General features: G+C 72.8%; 18 protein-coding genes and 1 pseudogene. 13 read left to right on the forward strand and 6 right to left on the reverse strand.

What is annotated here, in order from left to right; all coding sequences use genetic code 11:
- The first annotated feature begins 6 nt into the window (after positions 1-6).
- The 9 genes from EW117_RS10130 to EW117_RS10180 all read left to right on the forward strand — a co-directional run bounded on the left by EW117_RS10130 (position 7) and on the right by EW117_RS10180 (position 10,992).
- Positions 7-1,155 carry a Gfo/Idh/MocA family protein gene (locus tag EW117_RS10130; RefSeq protein WP_129786254.1) on the forward strand — a complete coding sequence of 383 codons (1,149 nt, stop codon included), beginning with the start codon at positions 7-9 and terminating at the stop codon, positions 1,153-1,155.
- 459 nt (positions 1,156-1,614) lie between these two features.
- Entirely contained in the window at positions 1,615-2,835 is a 1,221-nt protein-coding gene (locus EW117_RS10145) for an acyl-CoA dehydrogenase family protein (protein WP_129786256.1), read from the forward strand.
- A 197-nt stretch (positions 2,836-3,032) separates the two neighbouring features.
- A complete protein-coding gene (locus EW117_RS10150) occupies positions 3,033-4,433 on the forward strand; it encodes a sensor histidine kinase (protein WP_129786258.1) in 1,401 nt (466 codons plus the stop codon).
- A complete protein-coding gene (locus EW117_RS10155) occupies positions 4,421-5,080 on the forward strand; it encodes a response regulator transcription factor (protein WP_129786260.1) in 660 nt (219 codons plus the stop codon). Before EW117_RS10150 ends, EW117_RS10155 begins: the two co-directional genes overlap by 13 nt.
- Positions 5,080-6,087 (forward strand): DUF4097 family beta strand repeat-containing protein, encoded by a 1,008-nt coding sequence (locus EW117_RS10160; protein WP_165362627.1) that lies wholly within the window; start codon positions 5,080-5,082, stop codon positions 6,085-6,087. Before EW117_RS10155 ends, EW117_RS10160 begins: the two co-directional genes overlap by 1 nt.
- Before the next feature lie 72 nt (positions 6,088-6,159).
- Entirely contained in the window at positions 6,160-7,476 is a 1,317-nt protein-coding gene (locus tag EW117_RS10165; RefSeq protein WP_129786262.1) for a glycosyltransferase 87 family protein, read from the forward strand.
- A 160-nt stretch (positions 7,477-7,636) separates the two neighbouring features.
- Positions 7,637-8,782: a glycosyltransferase family 4 protein gene (locus EW117_RS10170; RefSeq protein ID WP_129786264.1), complete on the forward strand. Its 1,146-nt coding sequence runs from the start codon at positions 7,637-7,639 to the stop codon at positions 8,780-8,782.
- Position 8,783: 1 nt separating this feature from the next.
- Positions 8,784-10,070, forward strand: a complete 1,287-nt coding sequence (locus tag EW117_RS10175) for a glycosyltransferase (RefSeq protein ID WP_242504206.1) — start codon at positions 8,784-8,786, stop codon at positions 10,068-10,070.
- 1 nt (position 10,071) lies between these two features.
- A complete protein-coding gene (locus EW117_RS10180) occupies positions 10,072-10,992 on the forward strand; it encodes an SGNH/GDSL hydrolase family protein (RefSeq protein WP_165362628.1) in 921 nt (306 codons plus the stop codon).
- Positions 10,993-11,012: 20 nt separating this feature from the next.
- On the opposite strand, the gene EW117_RS10185 is transcribed toward EW117_RS10180, so the two are convergent.
- Together EW117_RS10185 and EW117_RS10190 are read right to left on the reverse strand one after the other, a co-directional pair.
- Complete coding sequence (locus EW117_RS10185; protein ID WP_129786267.1) at positions 11,013-11,909, reverse strand: NAD(P)-dependent oxidoreductase; 897 nt, start codon at positions 11,907-11,909, stop codon at positions 11,013-11,015.
- On the reverse strand, positions 11,906-12,832 hold the full coding sequence (locus EW117_RS10190) for an NAD(P)-dependent oxidoreductase (RefSeq protein ID WP_129786269.1): 927 nt from the start codon (positions 12,830-12,832) through the stop codon (positions 11,906-11,908). Before EW117_RS10190 ends, EW117_RS10185 begins: the two co-directional genes overlap by 4 nt.
- A gap of 117 nt (positions 12,833-12,949) precedes the next feature.
- Between EW117_RS10190 and EW117_RS10195 the strand changes: the two genes are divergently transcribed.
- Positions 12,950-13,330, forward strand: coding sequence for a winged helix-turn-helix transcriptional regulator (locus tag EW117_RS10195; protein ID WP_129786271.1), 381 nt, complete (start codon positions 12,950-12,952; stop codon positions 13,328-13,330).
- 12 nt (positions 13,331-13,342) lie between these two features.
- On the opposite strand, the gene EW117_RS10200 is transcribed toward EW117_RS10195, so the two are convergent.
- Positions 13,343-14,068, reverse strand: a complete 726-nt coding sequence (locus tag EW117_RS10200; protein WP_129786273.1) for an MmyB family transcriptional regulator — start codon at positions 14,066-14,068, stop codon at positions 13,343-13,345.
- A gap of 102 nt (positions 14,069-14,170) precedes the next feature.
- Here EW117_RS10200 and EW117_RS10205 point away from each other — a divergent pair, with 102 nt between their 5' ends.
- Positions 14,171-15,091, forward strand: coding sequence for an oxidoreductase (locus tag EW117_RS10205; RefSeq protein WP_129786275.1), 921 nt, complete (start codon positions 14,171-14,173; stop codon positions 15,089-15,091).
- A gap of 23 nt (positions 15,092-15,114) precedes the next feature.
- Here the strand turns inward: EW117_RS10205 and EW117_RS10210 are convergent, their stop codons facing one another.
- A complete protein-coding gene (locus EW117_RS10210; protein ID WP_129786277.1) occupies positions 15,115-15,522 on the reverse strand; it encodes a carboxymuconolactone decarboxylase family protein in 408 nt (135 codons plus the stop codon).
- Positions 15,523-15,742: 220 nt separating this feature from the next.
- Here EW117_RS10210 and EW117_RS10215 point away from each other — a divergent pair, with 220 nt between their 5' ends.
- Entirely contained in the window at positions 15,743-16,159 is a 417-nt protein-coding gene (locus EW117_RS10215) for a YunG family protein (protein WP_129786279.1), read from the forward strand.
- A 36-nt stretch (positions 16,160-16,195) separates the two neighbouring features.
- Here the strand turns inward: EW117_RS10215 and EW117_RS10220 are convergent, their stop codons facing one another.
- Both EW117_RS10220 and EW117_RS30780 read right to left on the reverse strand, forming a co-directional pair.
- On the reverse strand, positions 16,196-16,576 hold the full coding sequence (locus EW117_RS10220) for a hypothetical protein (RefSeq protein ID WP_129786281.1): 381 nt from the start codon (positions 16,574-16,576) through the stop codon (positions 16,196-16,198).
- Between the two features lie 26 nt (positions 16,577-16,602).
- Positions 16,603-17,103: pseudogene (locus EW117_RS30780) on the reverse strand (NUDIX hydrolase); the annotation flags it as partial.
- On the opposite strand from EW117_RS30780, the gene EW117_RS30135 reads away from it, so the two are divergent.
- Entirely contained in the window at positions 17,046-17,435 is a 390-nt protein-coding gene (locus tag EW117_RS30135) for a hypothetical protein (RefSeq protein ID WP_129786283.1), read from the forward strand. The pseudogene EW117_RS30780 and the gene EW117_RS30135 overlap by 58 nt on opposite strands.
- Positions 17,436-17,438 lie beyond the last annotated feature (3 nt).

Genomic DNA, 17,438 nt, shown 5'->3' on the forward strand with positions numbered 1-17,438 from the left:
GCGCCCGTGACGGCACAGGAGCGCACGGCCAGGATCGGGATCGTCGGCTCGGGCTTCCGGGCCCGGACCATGCTGCGGGTCCTGCACGCGCTGCCGGACCGGTTCGAGGTCGCGGGCGTGGCCACGCGCAACGCGGCCGACCGGGATCAGCTCGCCACCCGCGGCCTGCCCGCGGCGGGCCTGCCCGGGCTCCCGGCGTCCGCCTATGCGTCGGTCCGCGAGCTGCTCGACGGCGGCCGGCCCGACCTCGTCCTGCTGACGCTGCCGGCGGGCCCCGCCCAGCCGGTGATCCGTGACCTCGCCGCCGCGGGCGTCCCCGTGCTCACGGAGACGCCCGCGGCCGGCACGGTCGAGGAGCTGGCGGCACTGCAACGGCTCGTGGACGACGGCGCCTGCGTGCACGTCGCCGAGCAGTACCACCTGGAGCCGCTGGTCGGGGCGCAGCTCGCCGTCGCGGCGTCGGGCCTGCTCGGCCGGGTCACGGACGCGCACGTCTCGATCGCGCACGACTACCACGGCCTCAGCGTGCTGCGCCGCGCCCTGGGGATCACGTTCGAGGACGCCGAGATCACCGCGCGGCGCGACACCCGCCGGGTGCTGCCCAGCCCCAGCCGGGCCGGCGACCCCGACGACCTCGCCCCGGTCGACACGGTGCACGCGACCGCGTGGCTCGACTTCGGCGACCGGCTCGGCACCTACGAGTTCGACGACGTCCAGTACCGCTCCTGGGTGCGCTCTCCCGCGCTGCTGGTCCGCGGGGAGCGCGGCGAGCTGCGGGACGACGTCGTGCGGCACGTCGGTGCCGACGGGCTCCCCCGGCGTTCCAGGCTGGAGCGGATCGCGGCGGGCGGGGCCGGCAGCCACGAGGGCCTGTTCCTGCGCGGCTACACGCTCGACGCCGAGTGGCTGTACCGCAACACCTTCCGCCCGGCTCGCCTGCCCGACGACGAGCTGTCGATAGCCCGCGTCGTCGCCGACATGGCCGACCACGTGCTGCACGGCGCGCCCGCCCCGTACTCCGTGGCCGAGGCGGCGCAGGACCAGTACCTCCAGCTCGAGGTGCGGCGCGCCGCGGCGTCGGGCGAACGGGTGCGGACCCGGCCGCAGGCATGGGCGGGCGGGCCCGCCTGCCGCCACGGCGCGGAGCGCGCCTAGCCCGGCGCCGCCGCGGCTAACGCCCGGTGGACGCCGCCGCCGAGCTGTTGAACTCCGCCGCGAGCAGGTCGAGCAGGCCAGGGAACCGGCGTTCGACCTGTGCCCGGCGCAGCCTGACGCCCTTCCCGTTGCCGTAGTTGATCTCGCAGAGCAGCCCCGAGTCGACAAGCGTCCGGAAGTGGTGGGTCCGGGTCTGCTTGGCGACCGGAGGCCCTCGCGGACCATCCCGGCGACCACGCCCGCGCGTTCCAGGTCTACGAGGCGCAGCAGCGGCGCTCGGTGGACCCGCGACACCGGCGCACCCCCCCTGGCCGCCACGCTGCTGATTCCGCGCACCCGCGGCGGGCTCGCGGTGCGCAACGCCGTCGGCCGCGCCCTGGGACGCGCCACGCGCACGGACGCTCCGATGAGACCTAGTATCGCTTGACCTGATACCCGGTTCCCCGCACCATGGAACGCATGACTCAGACTCCCGGCGTGACGGCGCCCGACTACGACGTCTCGCAACCGCTCGACATCGACTTCGCCGGCACTTTCGCTGACGTCACGGAGGAGGAGCGGGCGCACCAGCTCGCCGTCCGCCGGTTCGTGCAGGACGAGGTCCTGCCCGTCATCGACGGCTACTGGGAGCGCTACGAGGTCCCGATGGACCTGGTCAAGCGCATGGCCGAGCTGGACTTCCTGCGCGACGGCGTGGACGTTCCCGGCTTCCCGAAGGTCTCCAAGATGGCCGAGGGCCTGGCCGCGATGGAGATGTCGCGCGGCGACGGCTCCGTGGCCACCATCTGCGGCGTGCAAGGCGGCCTGGCGCTGCGCTCGATCGTGATGCTCGGCTCTGACGAGCAGATCGCGAAGTACGCCGCGCCGATGGCGCGCGGCGAGGTCCTCGGCGCGTTCGCGCTGACCGAGCCCACGCACGGCTCGGACTCCGTGGGTCTGGAGACCACCGCGGTCAAGGAGACCCGGGACGGCGTCGAGGGCTATGTCATCAACGGCGAGAAGAAGTGGATCGGCTTCGGCTCGATCGGCGACATCTCCGTGGTGTGGGCGCGCGGCGAGGACGGCCACGTCCACGGCTACATCGTGCCGCAGGACACCCCTGGGTACGTCGCCAAGACCATCGAGGGCAAGATCTCGCTGCGCGCCATCCACCAGGCGCACATCGTGCTGACCGACGTGTTCGTCCCGGCCGAGAACCTGCTGCCGGAGGCCCGCACCTTCAAGGACACCGGTCGTGTGCTGTTCGCGACCCGGCTCGGCGTGGCCTGGGAAGCCGTCGGGCAGGCCGTCGCGTGCTACGAGGCCGCGGTGGCCTACGCCAAGCAGCGCACGCAGTTCGGGCGGCCGCTCGCGGCGAGCCAGATGGTGCAGGAGCGCCTGACGAAGATGCTGTCGATCCTCACCCAGATGCAGCTCCTCGTGAAGCAGCTGACGCGGCTCGACGAGGCCGAGCAGCTCACCGGCCCGCAGGCGTCGCTCGCCAAGTACACGTGCACGCGGGGTGCGCGCGAGATCGCGGCGATCGCCCGCGACCTGCTGGGCGGCAACGGGATCCTGCTGGAGAACCGCGTGGCGCGGCACTTCGCCGACATCGAGGCCCTGCACACCTACGAGGGCACCGAGAGCATGCAGGCCCTGATCATCGGCCGCGAGATCACGGGCGCGAGCGCCTTCGCCTGACCCACCCCGCCGAGGTAGAACCTTGGCGAGGTAGGACTGTGGCGAGGTAGGACTGTGGCTGCGCTGCGGTTCTACCTCGTCCTGGTCCTACCTCGCCCTGGTCCTACCTCGGCGGATCCAGGGTGGGGGTAACCCCACCCGCACGCCGTGGGGTTGCAGCATGTTGCGGGGGCGGGCGTCGGCCTAATGTCATATCCATGACCAGCGATGACGGCCCCGCACCGGCGCACCGGCCCGTCAGCCTCGAGGACGTCGTCGCACCCGCGCTCGTCTCCGGCCCGGCCTTCTTCCGGGCCCCGTACGACGCCGCTACCGGACGCGCCTTCGCCGCCCTCGGGGTCGGCTGGATCTGGCACCTCACAGGCGGCCTGACCCTGTGGATACTGGTGGTGGTCTCGGCCGGGATCGTCCCGGCGCTCGGCATCGGGGTCCCGCTCCTCGCAGCCTCCCTGGTCGCGGCGCGCTGGTTCGGCGCGGCCGAGCGCGCCCGCATCGCCGCCCAGACAGGGGTCGCCATCCCCGCTCCCCTGACCCTCGGCCGCACACCGCGTGGCTTCTGGTCGAGGCTGTGGGCGCCGATCCGCGACGGCCGCGCCTGGGCCGCCACGCTCTACGCGTTCCTCGCGATGCTCCTGACCTCGGTGTTCTTCGCGGTCACCACCGGCCTGGCCGCCGGAGCGGCCGCCGCGGCGGCGTTCGTGGCGCTCGGCCGGGGCAGCGCGCTCGCCGAGTGGACCGGCCTGTCCTGGCCGGCCACGGTGGTCGGCGCGCTGGCCGGCGCCGTCGTGCTCGTCTGGGCGGCCGCCGCCCTCGCGCAGTACGGGTCGTACCTCATGGTGCGGCTCGCGACCATCCTCCTGGGCCCTTCGTCGGCCGACGTCGCCCGCGCCCGCGCCGCCGTCGCCGAGCACGAGACGCGCCTCGCCGAGGCCGCGGCGCACACGGCCCGCGAGCGCGCCGTCGTCCTCACCGAGTCGCGGACGGCGGCCGTTTCCGCCGCCGACACCGAGCGTCGCCGCATCGAACGCGACCTGCACGACGGCGCGCAGCAGCGCCTGGTCGCCCTCGGCGTGGAGCTGGGCGTGGCCCGGCGGCTGGCCGACAAGGACCCCGAGCACGCCGTCGCCGCCCTGGAGCTCGCCCACCGCGAGATCAAGGAGACCCTCGCCGAGCTGCGCGACCTGGTGCGCGGCATCCACCCCGCCGTCCTCGCCGACCGCGGGCTGGACGCCGCCCTCTCCGCGCTCGCCGGGCGCAGCCCGGTCCCGGTCCGGGTGGAGGTCACGGGCGACCTGACGCCTGCGGGCTCCGCCGCGCAGGCGGCCGCGTACTTCGTCGTCGCCGAGGCCCTGACCAACGTCGCCAAGCACGCCGGGGCCGACTCGGTCCGGGTGCAGGCGCGCCTCGTGCCCGACGAGCAGCCGCGGCGCCTGCGCGTCATGGTGTCCGACGACGGCCGGGGCGGCGCCGAGCCGTCCCCCGGCAGCGGCCTGGAAGGTCTGCGCGGTCGAGTCGCCGCGCTGGACGGAACGTTCGAGCTCGACAGCCCGCCCGGTAAGGGCACTCGCCTGACCGTGGAGGTCCCGTGCGCATCGTGATCGCTGAGGACTCCGTCCTCCTCCTGGACGGGCTCACCCGCCTGCTCGCCGCCGAGGGCCACACCGTGACGGGGCACACCACGGCGGACGACCTGGTCCGGGCGCTCTCGAAGCCCGACGCCGAGCTGCCCGACCTGCTCGTCACGGACGTCCGGATGCCGCCGTCGCACACCGACGAGGGGCTGCGCGCCGCCGTGCACCTGCGCAGCGTGCACCCGGACCTCCCGGTCCTCGTGCTGTCGCAGTACGTGGAGCAGAGCTACGCGAGCGAGCTGTTCGCACGCGGCGCGCGCGGGCTGGGCTACGTGCTCAAGGACCGCGTGGCCGACGTCGACGAGTTCCTCGACGCGGTGGCCCGCGTGTCCGGGGGCGGGACCGTGGTAGACCCCGAGGTGGTCACCCAGATCATCGCCCGGCACCCCGGCTCCGACCTCGACGTCCTGACGCGCCGCGAGCGCGACGTGCTCGCGCTCATGGCCGAGGGCCGCTCCAACGCCGCCATCGCGGACCGCCTCGTCGTGGGGCTGGCCGCCGTGGAGAAGCACGTCACCAACATCCTGACCAAGCTCGGCCTCCCGCCGGCCGCCGACGACCACCGCCGGGTGCTCGCCGTGCTGCGCTGGCTCGACCAGAACGGATCCCGCTGATGAACCAGCCCAGTCCTGAGAATCCCCCGGTCCCCGCCGACGCCGTCGGGCAGCCCGGGCCGTATGCCGAGCCCGCGCCCTATGCCCAGCCGGGGCCGTACGCCCAGCCCGGGCCCTATGCCCCGGACGGCGCCTACCCGCCCGGGCCGCCGCGGCGCGGCGTCACCGGCCGGGTGCTCGGCACGGTCGGCGCGCTCCTCGCCCTCGCGGTGGTCGGGTTCGGCGGGCTGTTCCTCGTCGACCTGTCGATGTCCGAGACCACCACGACCAGCCGTTCCTACGACGCCGTGGGCACGGTCGAGCTCGTGGCCGACGGCGACGTGACCGTGAGCGCCGCCGAGGGTGACATCGAGGTGGACGCCATCGCGCACAGCGGCATGCGGGAGCCGACCTACTCGGAGGACGTGTCGGGCAGCAGGCTCGAGGTCACGCACCGGTGCGGGTGGTCCTTCCTCCTGCCCCGCTGCTCGGGCGAGCTCGACGTGACCCTGCCCGCCGGCACAGAGGTGGTCGTCCGCACGGAGAACGGCGACGTCGTCGCGACGGGCCTGGCCGGCGAGGTGTCCCTGAACACGAGCAACGGCCGGGTCGAGGCCGACGGCATCAGCGGCCCGCTCTTCGTGGACTCCAGCAACGGCGACATCGACGTGGCCGACGCCCAGGCCGACGTCGAGACCTCCACCTCGAACGGCGAGGTCTCCGTGACGGGCGTCGACGGCACCGTGACCGCCGAGACGAGCAACGGCCGGATCACCATCGACGCGGTGACCGGCGACGCCTCGGCGAAGACCAGCAACGGGTCGGTGGAGGTCTCGGCGGTGGACGGGAACGTCTACAGCGAGACAAGCAACGGCGAGATCACCGTGATCGGCAACGGCGAACCCGTGGCCCTGACGCTGGAGACCTCGAACGGCAGCGAGACGATCCAGGGCCCGACCGACCCGGACGCCGAGCGCACCGTGGAGATGCGCAGCTCGAACGGCGACGTCGCCTACCTCGACGAGTGACGCCCCCCTGTAGGAGTCCGGACTCGGGCCGGAATCACCCGGAAGCCGACGCCGCCCCGGATCAGTGCAAGGATGTGGCCCGTGCCGAGCGCGTCAGACATTTCGACAACGCCCAAGGCCGTGGGCAAGGACGTCCTGCGGTCCGCCACCCATGTCCTGTCCTCCTGGCCGGCCCTGTGGGTCGGGTTCGCCCTGGCTCATGCCTGGATCATCCTGCAGGCCTGGGTGTTCGGCGGGCAGATCCTCGGCGACGTGAACCTGTACGAGTGGTGGGTCCGCAACGGCATGGACGCCGGGTGGTGGCCCGTCTTCAACTACGACTGGGTGTACCCGATCGGTGCGCTCGCGCCCATGGCCGTCCCGGCCCTGCTCGCCGACTCGACGAACGGCTACTACTGGGTATGGATGGGCCTCGTGACGGCCGTCAACGCCGTCGCCGTCCTGCTGCTCGGCCGGGCGCGACCGCACGGCCGGGCCGCCGTCTGGTTCTGGCTGGCCTTCCTCGTGGCGCTCGGTCCCATCTGGATCGGGCGGCTGGACGGGCTGCTCGCGCCGATCATCCTCATCGCGCTCCTCGTCGCCGTCCGCCGTCCGGCCCTGGCCATGACGCTGGCCACGGTGGGCGCGTGGATCAAGATCGCCCCGGGCGCGGTGGCCCTCGCGCTGGCCGCGACGGCGTCGGGCGCCAAGGGTTTCTTCCGGAACGTGGTGCTGCCGGGCGCGGCCGTGTGCGCCGTGGTGGTCGGCGTCGCCTTCGCGGGCGGCGGGCAGGACAACGTGCTCGACGTCTTCGGCGAGCAGGGCGACCGCCAGCTGCAGGTGGAGTCCGTCGCCGCCACGCCGTTCACCGTGGCCCGGCTGTGGGACTCCTCGATCCAGGTCGAGTACGACGACGTCATCTACACCTACGAGGTGCTCGGGGCCGGGCCGGACGCCGTCGCGGAGGCGCTCGACATCGCGCTGCCCGTGGCCGCGGTCCTGATCGCGCTGCTCGCCTGGTGGGCCGCCCGACGCCGGCCCGACCTCGTCGGGGACGTCCTGCTGCTCTGCGCGGCCGCCGAGCTGCTGGCGCTGATCGTCTTCAACAAGGTGGGCTCGCCGCAGTTCATCGCGTGGATCGGACCGCCCCTGGCCGCGGCCATAGCGCTCGGCAGCCGCAGTCAGGGCACCCGCCGCACCTGGTTCCTGCCGGCGCTCGGCACGCTGCTCGTCGCCCGCCTGACCATGGAGATCTACCCGATCCGGTACGGCGAGTTCCTGGGCGGCTGGCCGTTCGCCACGAGCGTCGGCGCCCTGCGCAACGCGCTGCTCGTGGCGCTGCTGGTCGGCGCGGTGGTCCGGCTCGTCCAGGTCGCCCGCAGCCGTCAGGCGATCTCCAGGGCAGGCTAAGGGTCCTTTCAGGGGTGTTCCCCATGCCAGGTGGATGGTGGCTCCGCTACGGTCAGGTTTGTGACATCGTGTGTAGCGGTTACCGTCTCGACGCCACCCGTTCCCCGGCTCGCCGCACGAAAGACTTCGTCCGGACATCGACGACCGGCAGGTTCGTAACGTGCGAGTAGCCATCGTTGCGGAGAGTTTCCTCCCGCAGGTCAACGGGGTCACCAATTCCGTCCTGCGGGTCCTTGAGCATCTGCAGGAGCGGGGGGACCAGGCCATGGTCCTCGCGCCCGACGCCGATGCCTCCATCGGACATGTCCCGCCCTTCGTCAGCGGCGCCCCGGTGGTCGAGCTCGGCTCGATCGGCTTCCCCGGATATCCGGACGTGCGGCTCGTCGTCGGCAAGAAGTGGCGCACTGAGCGCACGCTGGCGACGTTCGCCCCGGACGTCGTCCACCTCGCGTCGCCGTTCATCCTCGGCTGGCGCGGCATCCTGGCCGCCGAGCGGCTGGGCCTGCCGAGCGTCGCCGTCTACCAGACCGAGGTGCCCGGTTACGCGGCGCGCTACGGCCTGGGCGGTTTCGAGCCGCTGCTGTGGAAGCGGGTCAAGGACATCCACGAGCGCGCGACGATGACGCTCGCGCCGTCGACCGCGACCATCCGGCAGCTCGAGAACCACGGCATCCCCAACCTGCGGCTATGGGGCAGGGGCGTCGACACGCAGGCGTTCCACCCGCAGTTCCGGGACGAGGGGTGGCGCCGCAAGGTCGGCGCGGGCCGGGAGATCCTCGTGGGCTACGTGGGCCGGCTGGCCGCCGAGAAGCAGGTCGAGGCGCTGCGCGTGGTCCAGGACCTGCCGGGCGTGCGCCTCGTCATCGTCGGCGACGGGCCCGAGCGGGAAGACCTGCGGCAGATCCTGCCGTCCGCCCACTTCACCGGGCTGCTGCGCGGGGCCGAGCTGTCGCGGGCGATGGCGAGCCTCGACGTGTTCGTACACCCGGGCGAGCTCGAGACCTTCGGCCAGACGCTGCAGGAGGCGCACGCCAGCGGGGTCCCGGTCGTGGCGCCCGCCGCGGGCGGCCCGCTGGACATCGTCAGGCACTCCCACGACGGCTGGCTGTACTCTCCGGGTGACCACGAGGCGCTGCGCGCCCGCGTCGTCGACCTGGTGGGCGACGAACGCAAGCGGCGCGCCTTCGGGACCGCGGCACGCGAACGGGCCGAGGGCCGCACGTGGCACGACATCTGCTCCGAGCTCATGGACCACTACGACGACGCGGTCCGGGTGCACGCGAGAGCCGGCTCAGCGGAGGTATGACTTGCGAATAGTCCACGTCGCCAACTTCTACAGCCCCCGGTCCGGGGGCATCCGTACCGCTATGCACGCGATGGCCGGGCAGTACCTGTCCCGGGGGCACGAACCCGTGCTCGTCGTGCCGGGCAAGCGGGACGGGGTGGCGCACGTGGACGGCGTCCGGGTCGTCAGTCTCGCTGCGCCGCGCGTGCCGTTCTCCGGCGGTTACCGCGCGGTGGTGCAGCCCGGCAAGATGCGGGGCCTGCTCGAGACGCTCGCGCCCGACCGGCTCGAGGTGAGCGACCGCACCACGCTGGCCGGCCTGGGTGACTGGGCCGGAGAAGCAGGCATCCCGTCGCTGATGATGCTGCACGAACGGGTCGACGGCGTGCTGCGGTCCTGGATCCCCGGCGCGGCGGAGGGCGGCTACGCGGCGTCGTTCGGTGCGGCGGCGGCTCCGGCCCTCGCCGACCGGTACAACCTGGCCACGCTCACCCGGTTCGACCGTCTGGTCGCCACCACCCAGTTCGCCGCCGGTGAGGTCGAGCGCCTCGCCGCGCGCACCCGGGCCGCCCTCCCGCCGCTGTACCGGGTGCCGCTCGGTGTGGACCTGGAGCGGTTCCGGCCCGACCGGTACTCCGCCGAGGCGCGCGCCCAGTACGCGCCGCGCGACACCGCACTCATCGTGCTGGCGAGCCGCCAGTCCGCGGAGAAGCGGCCGGACCTCGCGATCGACGCCGCGGCGCAGCTCGTGCGGGACGGGCGGCCCGTGCGGCTCGTCGTCGCGGGCTCGGGCCCGCTCCTGCCGAAGATGCGGCTCCGGGCCGAGGCCGCCGGCCTGCCGCACCGGTTCCTCTCGTTCATCCCGGACCGTGACCGGCTCGCAACCCTCCTCACCTGCGCCGACGCCGTCATCGCGCCCGGGCCGATCGAGACGTTCGGGCTCGCGGCGCTCGAGGCGCTGGCCTCCGGGACGCCGGTGGTGTGCAGTTCGTCGAGCGCCCTGCCCGAGGTGGTCGGCACCGCCGGCGCGGCCGCCCCGCCGGACGCCGCGGCGCTCGCCCTCGCCCTGCACGACGTGCTGGACCGCGACGTGGACGAGCGGCGCAAGGCCGCCCGGGTGCGCGCCGAGCTCTTCCCGTGGAGCGCGACCGGCGACGCGATGCTCGCGCTGCACGCCCGCAAGGCCTTCGACCTGACGCCGGATCTCCCGGTCGCCGGCCCCGCTGTGGGGCCGGGGCCGGGGAACCCGGGGCCGGAAGTCACCGACCCGTCCGGCCCCATTCATGTGGGCAGCCTGGGACGACGGTGAGATGACGTCGCCGGCGGGACGCGAGGACTGCTTCCGACTCGTCGCCCTGGGTGACTCGATCACCGTGGGAGTGGGCGACACCGTCGGCCCCGACGCCGTTCACGGCCCCGGCTGGGCCGCGCACCTCGCAGCCGTGCTCGGCGCAGAGGCGTTCGCGAACCTCGCCACCAACGGCGCCCGCTCCAGCGACGTCGCGCAGACGCAGCTCGATACCGCCCTGGCGCTGCGGCCCCGGCTCGCGACGGTGCTCGTGGGCGGCAACGACGTGCTGCGCAGCGACTTCGACGCGCGGCTCACCCTCCTGGACCTGCACCGGTGCGTCAGCGAGCTGTGCCGGGCGGGGACCGACGTGGTGCTCGTGAAGCTGCCGGTCATCGGCCTCTTCGAGCTCAGCCCGCGCCTCGTGCGGCGCGTCATGCGGCGCCGTGTCGCGTCCATCAACGCGGCGGTCGAGGAGGTGGCGGGGACCGCACTCGACGGTTCGGCGCCGGGACCGGGTGGGCGGGTGGTCGTCGTGGATGCCGTGCAGGCGATCGCGCCCGCAGGGGAGAAGGCCTGGCACGTCGACCGGGTGCACCCGTCCCCGGCGGGCCACCGCCGGCTCGCGCTGGCGGTGGCAACGGCCCTGACGGACCTGGACCCGGTCTACTCCCCGCCCCCGATCACTGCTCCGGCGGACGAGAACGGGGTCGCCGCACGGCTGCCCGCGGCGCCCGACCCGCCGTCGGTGTGGCAACGCCTGGCCTGGCTCGTCAAGGCCGGGCTGCCCTGGTGCGTGCGCCGCGGCCGGGACTTCCTGCCGGGCCTGCTCCGCGCCGTCGTGCACGATCTGCGCGCCGAGCGGACGTTCGCGCCCGGCAGCATGATGACGAGCCTCGCCGACTCGGGCCTGGACCCCCGCCGTCGCATCCGCAGGGGCTGACCCGGGCGGCTGGCTCAGGCTCATGACGCTGGGGCGGTGCCCCCGGCCCGAGGCCGCATGGCGTCGATGATCCGGGTCCAGTTGTCGCCCCCGTGGCCGTGCTCGCGGACCCACGTGTAGTACGCCTGGACCGCGGCGGGCAGGCCGCGGTCGACGCCGGCGGCGTCGCTCGCCGCGACGATGTGGTCGGCCGTCGCGCCCATCATCGTCGCCGTGCTCAGGTGACCGGGATGTTCGCCGGCCTCGATCTGCGCGGCGGGGTTCTCGCCCACCTCCATCATCTCCCCGGCGCCGACCAGGGTCAGCATCAGCTCGGGCATCGCGACACTGGCCTTGACCCCGCCGGACTCGAGCAGAGCGGTCGCGTGCAGGAGCGAGGCAAGCGACGTCAGGAACACGTCGAGGTTGGCCAGATACATGAGCTGCGCCATCCCCGGGTCCTCCCCGAGGTAGCGCGGCGCCCCGATCGTGGCCAGCGTCTCGCGGTGGGCCTCCATCACGTCGGCCGGGCCGCTGTAGTAGACGTACGCCGCCTCGGTGCCCACCATCGGGGCCGGCGTCATGACGCCGCCGGTCAGGAAGCGCGCGCCGTGCTCCGCCGCCCACGCAGCGCCCTCGCGCGTGACGTCAGGCGTGTCCGAGCTCAGGTTGACGACGGTGCGGCCCGCGAGCGCCTCCGTCGCGGTGCCGAGGATGTCGTACATCGCCTGGTAGTCGGTGAGGCTGAGGATGACGAGCTCGCTCGCCGCTACGGCGTCGACGGGTGAGTCGGCGAGCTTCGCGCCGGCGGCTACGACGTCGGCGGCGCGGCTCGGCGTCCGGTTCCAGACGGTGACCGGGTGGCCCTCGCGCAGCAGGGAGCGGACCATGGCCTGGCCCATCGGGCCGAGGCCGATCAGGGTGACGGGTGTGCTCATCGGAGGGTCTCCGCTCGGTCGGTATGGTCGGATCGGCCGGTGTTGTCGCCGCGGACGGCGCGCAGGCTCTCGTAAAGGCGGGCGAAGCCTTCCGCCCCGTGCCCGGCGGCGATCTGCCGGCTGATCAGTTCCTGGACGACGGCGACGGGTGCCGGGTCGACGCCCTGCTCCTCGCTCGCGCGCACGATGTGGCTGAGATCGGAGAAGTCCAGGCTCTGCTGGCCGGGCACCGTGTAGTCGCCGCCGTCGATCACACTGGCGTCGTGGGCGAAGCCAGCCGTCATCGCGCTGATGAACGGCGTGGCGCGCGCGGCGAACTCGGTGGCGGTCACGCCGACGGAGCCGACCATCGCGGCGCCGTGCAGGAACCCCGCGAACATCGTGTACATGCCCGAGAGCATCGCGAGGTCGAAGAGCGAGGCCAGGCCGCTGTCGGCGCCGTCGTAGGTGCTGGTCGCCCAGCGGTCGAGGACCGGCCGGACGTCGTCGAAGACCCCCCGGGACCCGCTGTACAGGATCGAGGCCCCGGGGGTGCCGATCATGGGCGGGGTCGCCATGATCGCGCCGTCGAGGTAGCGGACGCCGTGGCCGTCGGCCCACGTGGCGAGCTCGCGCGCCTCGTTCGGCGTGGTGGTCGTGAGGTTCACCAGCGTGCTCCCCCGCATCCCGGCGACAACCGGGTCGAGGGTCTCGTGCACGGACGCGTGGTCGAGCAGGCAGGTGACGATCAGGGGGTGAGCTGCCACGGCGGCACCGGTCGTCGACGCCGCCTCGGCGCCCTGCGCGCTCAGTTCGGCGGCGCGGGCGGGGGTGCGGTTCCAGACGGTCACGGCGTGGCCGGTGCCGAGCAGGGTGGCGGCGAGGGCGCTGCCCATCGCGCCCAGGCCCAGCAGCGTGACGCCGGTGCCTCGGGGGTCGGTCATCAAGGATCTCCTCGGTAGGTGGGTACCTGCTCATGCTCGGCGCGCGACGTACGATCATGGAAGTACCCACTAATTACTGGGGTACTTACCAATTCGTAAGTGTTGAGGAGCGGAACGATGACGAAGGCACCCCGCACCGGCCCGTACATCTGCGGCATCGACGCGGCGCTCGACGTCGTCAGCGGCAAGTGGAAGGGCCTGATCCTCTGGGAGCTCGACGAGCACGGCGTGCGCCGGTTCGCCGAGCTGCGGCGTGGGCTGCCCGGCGTCAGCGAGAAGATGCTGACCCAGCACCTGCGCGAGATGGAGGCCGACGGGCTCGTGCGCCGCGAGGTGCACGCCGAGGTGCCGCCGCGGGTGGAGTACTCCCTCACGGCGCACGGCCGGACGCTCAACGCCGCGCTCGCGCCGCTGGGGGCCTGGGGTGTGGACCGGATCCGGCGGGAGCGGTCGGACCTGGTCGAGCACCGCGACGCCGCGGTCCTGCCGCGTCCGTGACCTGGTGCGGCGTCAGCAGCTCTGCCGGACGGCGGGGTTTGCTTCGGCGTCGGCGGGCCAGGTCTCGGCAAGGGTACCGAGCAGCCGCAGCTTGTCGTCGGCCGGGCCAGGCTGCGGGGTGAAGACGACCATGACCGGGCCCGGGCTGCCGGGCAGCGGGTAGGCATCCCACTCCATGGCGATGTCGCCGACGCGCGGGTGGTGGATCACCTTGGCGCCGTGCACGCTCTCGCGCACGTCGTGCCGCGCCCACAGCCCGCGGAACTCGGGGCTGCGGATGCTGAGCTCGCCGACGACGGCCACGGCTCGCGGGTGGCCCGGGTCGGCCGCGACGGCGGCGCGGAGCATGCCGATGTAGTCGAGGGCCGTGGACTCCCAGTCCGCGCAGTGCAGCCGGCCGCTCTCGTCGTCGAACAGGGCGGTGAGGAAGTTGCGCCGCTCCGGCGGAAGGCTCGCCGGGTCGCCGAGCAGCTCGGCGGCGAGGGCGTTCCACGCGAGGACGTCGAGATGCCGCCCCAGCACGACGGCGGGGACGCCCATCAGCGGCAGCAGTCGCTGGGTGCTGGCCGGTACCCGGTCCGGACGCCGCTGGACCCGCACGTCGGGCTGCCGGGCCGCGCGCGCGACCACCTTGCGCCTCGGGCCGGGCTCGAGCCCGAGATCCTCCGGCGTCGTGCGCTGCCGGCGCGACCGGAGGAAGTCGCCGAGCTCGCGTGCGTAGGACTGGTCCGTCGCCACGCCCACCAGTGTGCGCCCTCACGAGACCGCCAGGGTGGTCCTGCCAGACCGAGGGAGGCGAGAACGCTCACGCCCGGGCCGGACCGGCCTACCGTCGCCGCCATGACCTCCTGGAACGCAGCAGACATCCCTGACCAGACCGGCCGGCTCGCCGTCGTGACCGGGGCGAACTCCGGCGTAGGACGCGTGATGGCGACCGAGCTCGCCCGGCACGGCGCCGACGTCGTCCTCGCCGTCCGGAACCTGGCGGCCGGTGAGGACGCCGCCCGGACCATCGCCGCCGCCGCGCCCGGCGCCAAGCTGCAGGTCCGGGAGCTAGACCTGGCGTCGCTGGCGTCCGTGCACGCCTTCGCGGAAGGGCTGGCCCAGGAGCACCCGAAAATCGACCTCCTGGTCAACAACGCCGGGCTCGTGGTGCTGGGCGGCCGGCAGACCACCGCGGACGGCTTCGAGCTCCACCTGGGCACGAACATGCTCGGCCCGTTCGCGCTCACCGGCCTGCTGCTCCCGCTGGTCGCCCGGGGTGACCAACCGCGGGTCGTGTCGCTCAGCTCGATCACCCACAAGACCGCCCACCTCGACTTCGCGGACCTCATGTCCGAGCGCAGGTACTGGGCACCCACGTCCTACGGGGCGTCAAAACTCGCCACGACGGCCTTCGCGATCGAGCTCGACCGGCGGCTGCGCGCCGCCGCCTCACCCGTCCGCAGCGCGCTCGCACACCCGGGTGTCTCCCGCACCAACCTCACCCCGCGGGCCTGGGGGTACCCGGGCCCGATCGGACAGCTGGCGACGCGGCTGTTCCTTCTGAGCGCCCAGCCCGTCGAACGGGGCGCGCTGCCGCCGCTCTTCGCGGCCACAGCTCCGGACGTACGCGGCGGGCAGTTCTTCGGCCCCGACGGGTTCCGCGAACGGTGGGGGCGCGTCACCGAGGTGCGCGCCTCCACCGAGGCGGCTGATCCCGCCGTCGGACGACGGCTGTGGGAGGTTGCGCAGGAAGCGACGGGGGTGGAGTACCTGTAGGGCGGTGGTCTCGTGGGGGCGGGTCAGTTCAGCGGCAGCAGGCCGCGCTCGGCGAACACCTTCTTCGCGACGCCGACGGCGTTCAGCGCCCGCGGGAACCCGCAGTAGACGGAGCTGTGCAGGAAGACCTCGATGATCTGCTGCGGGGTCAGCCCGACGTTCAGCGACGCGCCGACGTGCACCTCGAGCTGCGCCTCGCTACCGCCCAGAGCGGTGAGGATCCCGAGAGTCACGAGCTGACGCTGCCGGGGTTCCAGCTCGGGCCGGGCGTAGATGTCTCCGTATCCCCATGCCACGATCTGGTGTCCGAGCTCGGGGGCGATGTCGGCCAGGGAGTCGATGACGTTGTGGCCCGGATCGTCGTGAACGGCATCGAGAATCTCCTTGCCGGATGCGAATCGTTCCGCGCGCAACGCGTCGTTCTCGGTCATCGCCTTCTCCTTCTGAGCTGCCGACAGGGTGGTGTGCTGCTCGATCGGTCGCCACAGGCGTGTACGCCAGTGGCGTGGACCAAGTTCAACCGATGACCGGGTGACAGCGCAATCCTTTCATCCATATACATGCAGGTCACCGGCGATTTCCGCAGACTGCACCCTACGCGTGCCGCGTGGCCACCTACGTGCGACCTCCCGCGACCGCTAACCTGCTGGCGTGACCGATCCTGATGTGCCGTCGACGCGTCCGGTGGATCTCATCGCACTGCGCGAAGCGCTCGAGGCTTCGTGGAGCGCGAGGACGTCGTACGGCGGCGTGTGCAAGGAGGGCAATCCCGCGCTCGGCCAGTGCTACCCCACGGCGCGCGTCGTGCAGCACTTCCTGCCCGAGAGCGAGATCGTCAAGGGAAGCGTGTGGACCGGCATCCGACATGAGGTCCACTTCTGGAACGAACTCATCGTGGAGGACGCCGCGATCGCGATCGATCTCACCTGGCAGCAGTTCCCGCCCGGATCGGTCGTGACAGCTCGGGAAGTCTTGGACCGGAACGCGCTCGGCGACAGCCCGGCCACGGTGGTCAGGTGCGACCTGCTGCTGGCGGACGTCCAGGCCCGTCTACGGCGGGCCGAGTGAGATCCGTGCCGGAGGGGCGTCGGACCCAAGGTTGCATCAGCGCATGAGGGTGACGGCGACAAGGGTCTTGTCGTCGTGACGCTTGGACCGAGGCCAACGACGTCCGTCCGGATCCGTGGCCTCCGCGTCATGGATGTCCAGGAGCACGCGCGCCGCGCCGATCCTTCTCGCCTCGTCGTAGAGGCCTCGCCACGTCGTGGCCTCGGGATGCCGTTCGGGGTCGACGCCGTCGCTGGCGAGCACGAGCGCGGCGACGCCTGACCGTTCCTGGATGGTCGTGATCCCTTGGGCGGCGGCTTCCGGTTCGGCTCCGGCATACCAGCCGGGGTCGTGGGAGCGGTCGCCTGCGACGGAGGTCGCACCACGGGCGCGAAGCCGTGCGGCACGTAGTCGCCGAGCTCCGCGGCGCTGACCCATGCGAGGTCCACGAGCTCGTCGGAGTCGGCGACGTGGGCCGTGCCGGCCTTGACCTCGCAGGCGACATAGCCCATGAGCCGCCCGGTGTTCGGGTGGACGCGCTCCCCGAGCACCGCGATCGGCTCGACGACGAGTGCTGTCTCTTCGGCCGTCTCACGCACCGCTGCTTGCGCGTAGTTCTCGCCTTGTTCGACGGCGCCTGCGGGGAACTGCCAGGACAGGCTGCCTTCTGCGATGCGGCGCTGGACGAGCAGGACGCGACCGTCCTGGACGATGACGGCTGCTGCAATGGCTGGCGGTTCTTCGGTGGCCTCCGGCACGGCCACACCATACGAGGTCCGGTTACGACAGGAATGGCCGCGGCCCGTTGCGACGGCGTCACAACACTCGCGCGGCGCTCCCTTCCTCCGCCGCCACGCGGGATCAGACTGATCGGAACTCCCCGCAGGACAGGAAGGAAGGCCGAGCGATGAGGAACGTGCCGCGCCATGCCCGGACCGACGCCGTCCGGCCCGGCAAGCCCGCACGCTCTGCAGGCCTGAGAGGCGTGAGTGCTCCGCTACGACGCGCTGCCGAGGCCGCGTACGCCCGTCCGCATCGCGCTGTCCCGTTCGAGCGGCGCACGCCGGCTCAGCAGAGGGACTGGACCTACACCGCACGGCGTGCCCTGCAGGCGGCCCTCGACCCGGATGAGCTGTCCGAGGTCATCGCGGCACACAGCCAGTACAGCTACGACGCCGCCACCGGCCTGTACCGGTGCGCGTGCGGCTGGTACCTGACCCGCGACTGGCAGGACCACACGGCCGCCGTCATCCGGGCTCATGTCCTCGGTAGCGATCGGGGGCTGCCTCTGCGGTGAAGC

It is taken from the genome of Promicromonospora panici (assembly GCF_900608595.1).
GTDB classification, from domain to species: Bacteria; Actinomycetota; Actinomycetes; order Actinomycetales; family Cellulomonadaceae; genus Promicromonospora; species Promicromonospora panici.

Excerpts from the sequence above, each read along its gene's own strand:
- EW117_RS10145 (WP_129786256.1), top strand. The coding sequence starts at position 1,615 with ATGACTCAGACTCCCGGCGTGACGGCGCCCGACTACGACGTCTCGCAA.
- EW117_RS10150 (WP_129786258.1), top strand. The coding sequence starts at position 3,033 with ATGACCAGCGATGACGGCCCCGCACCGGCGCACCGGCCCGTCAGCCTC.
- EW117_RS10160 (WP_165362627.1), top strand. The coding sequence starts at position 5,080 with ATGAACCAGCCCAGTCCTGAGAATCCCCCGGTCCCCGCCGACGCCGTC.
- EW117_RS10165 (WP_129786262.1), top strand. The coding sequence starts at position 6,160 with ATGTGGCCCGTGCCGAGCGCGTCAGACATTTCGACAACGCCCAAGGCC.
- EW117_RS10180 (WP_165362628.1), top strand. The coding sequence starts at position 10,072 with ATGACGTCGCCGGCGGGACGCGAGGACTGCTTCCGACTCGTCGCCCTG.
- EW117_RS10185 (WP_129786267.1), bottom strand. The coding sequence starts at position 11,909 with ATGAGCACACCCGTCACCCTGATCGGCCTCGGCCCGATGGGCCAGGCC.
- EW117_RS10190 (WP_129786269.1), bottom strand. The coding sequence starts at position 12,832 with ATGACCGACCCCCGAGGCACCGGCGTCACGCTGCTGGGCCTGGGCGCG.
- EW117_RS10195 (WP_129786271.1), top strand. The coding sequence starts at position 12,950 with ATGACGAAGGCACCCCGCACCGGCCCGTACATCTGCGGCATCGACGCG.
- EW117_RS10205 (WP_129786275.1), top strand. The coding sequence starts at position 14,171 with ATGACCTCCTGGAACGCAGCAGACATCCCTGACCAGACCGGCCGGCTC.
- EW117_RS10210 (WP_129786277.1), bottom strand. The coding sequence starts at position 15,522 with ATGACCGAGAACGACGCGTTGCGCGCGGAACGATTCGCATCCGGCAAG.
- EW117_RS10220 (WP_129786281.1), bottom strand. The coding sequence starts at position 16,576 with ATGGGTCAGCGCCGCGGAGCTCGGCGACTACGTGCCGCACGGCTTCGC.
- EW117_RS30135 (WP_129786283.1), top strand. The coding sequence starts at position 17,046 with ATGAGGAACGTGCCGCGCCATGCCCGGACCGACGCCGTCCGGCCCGGC.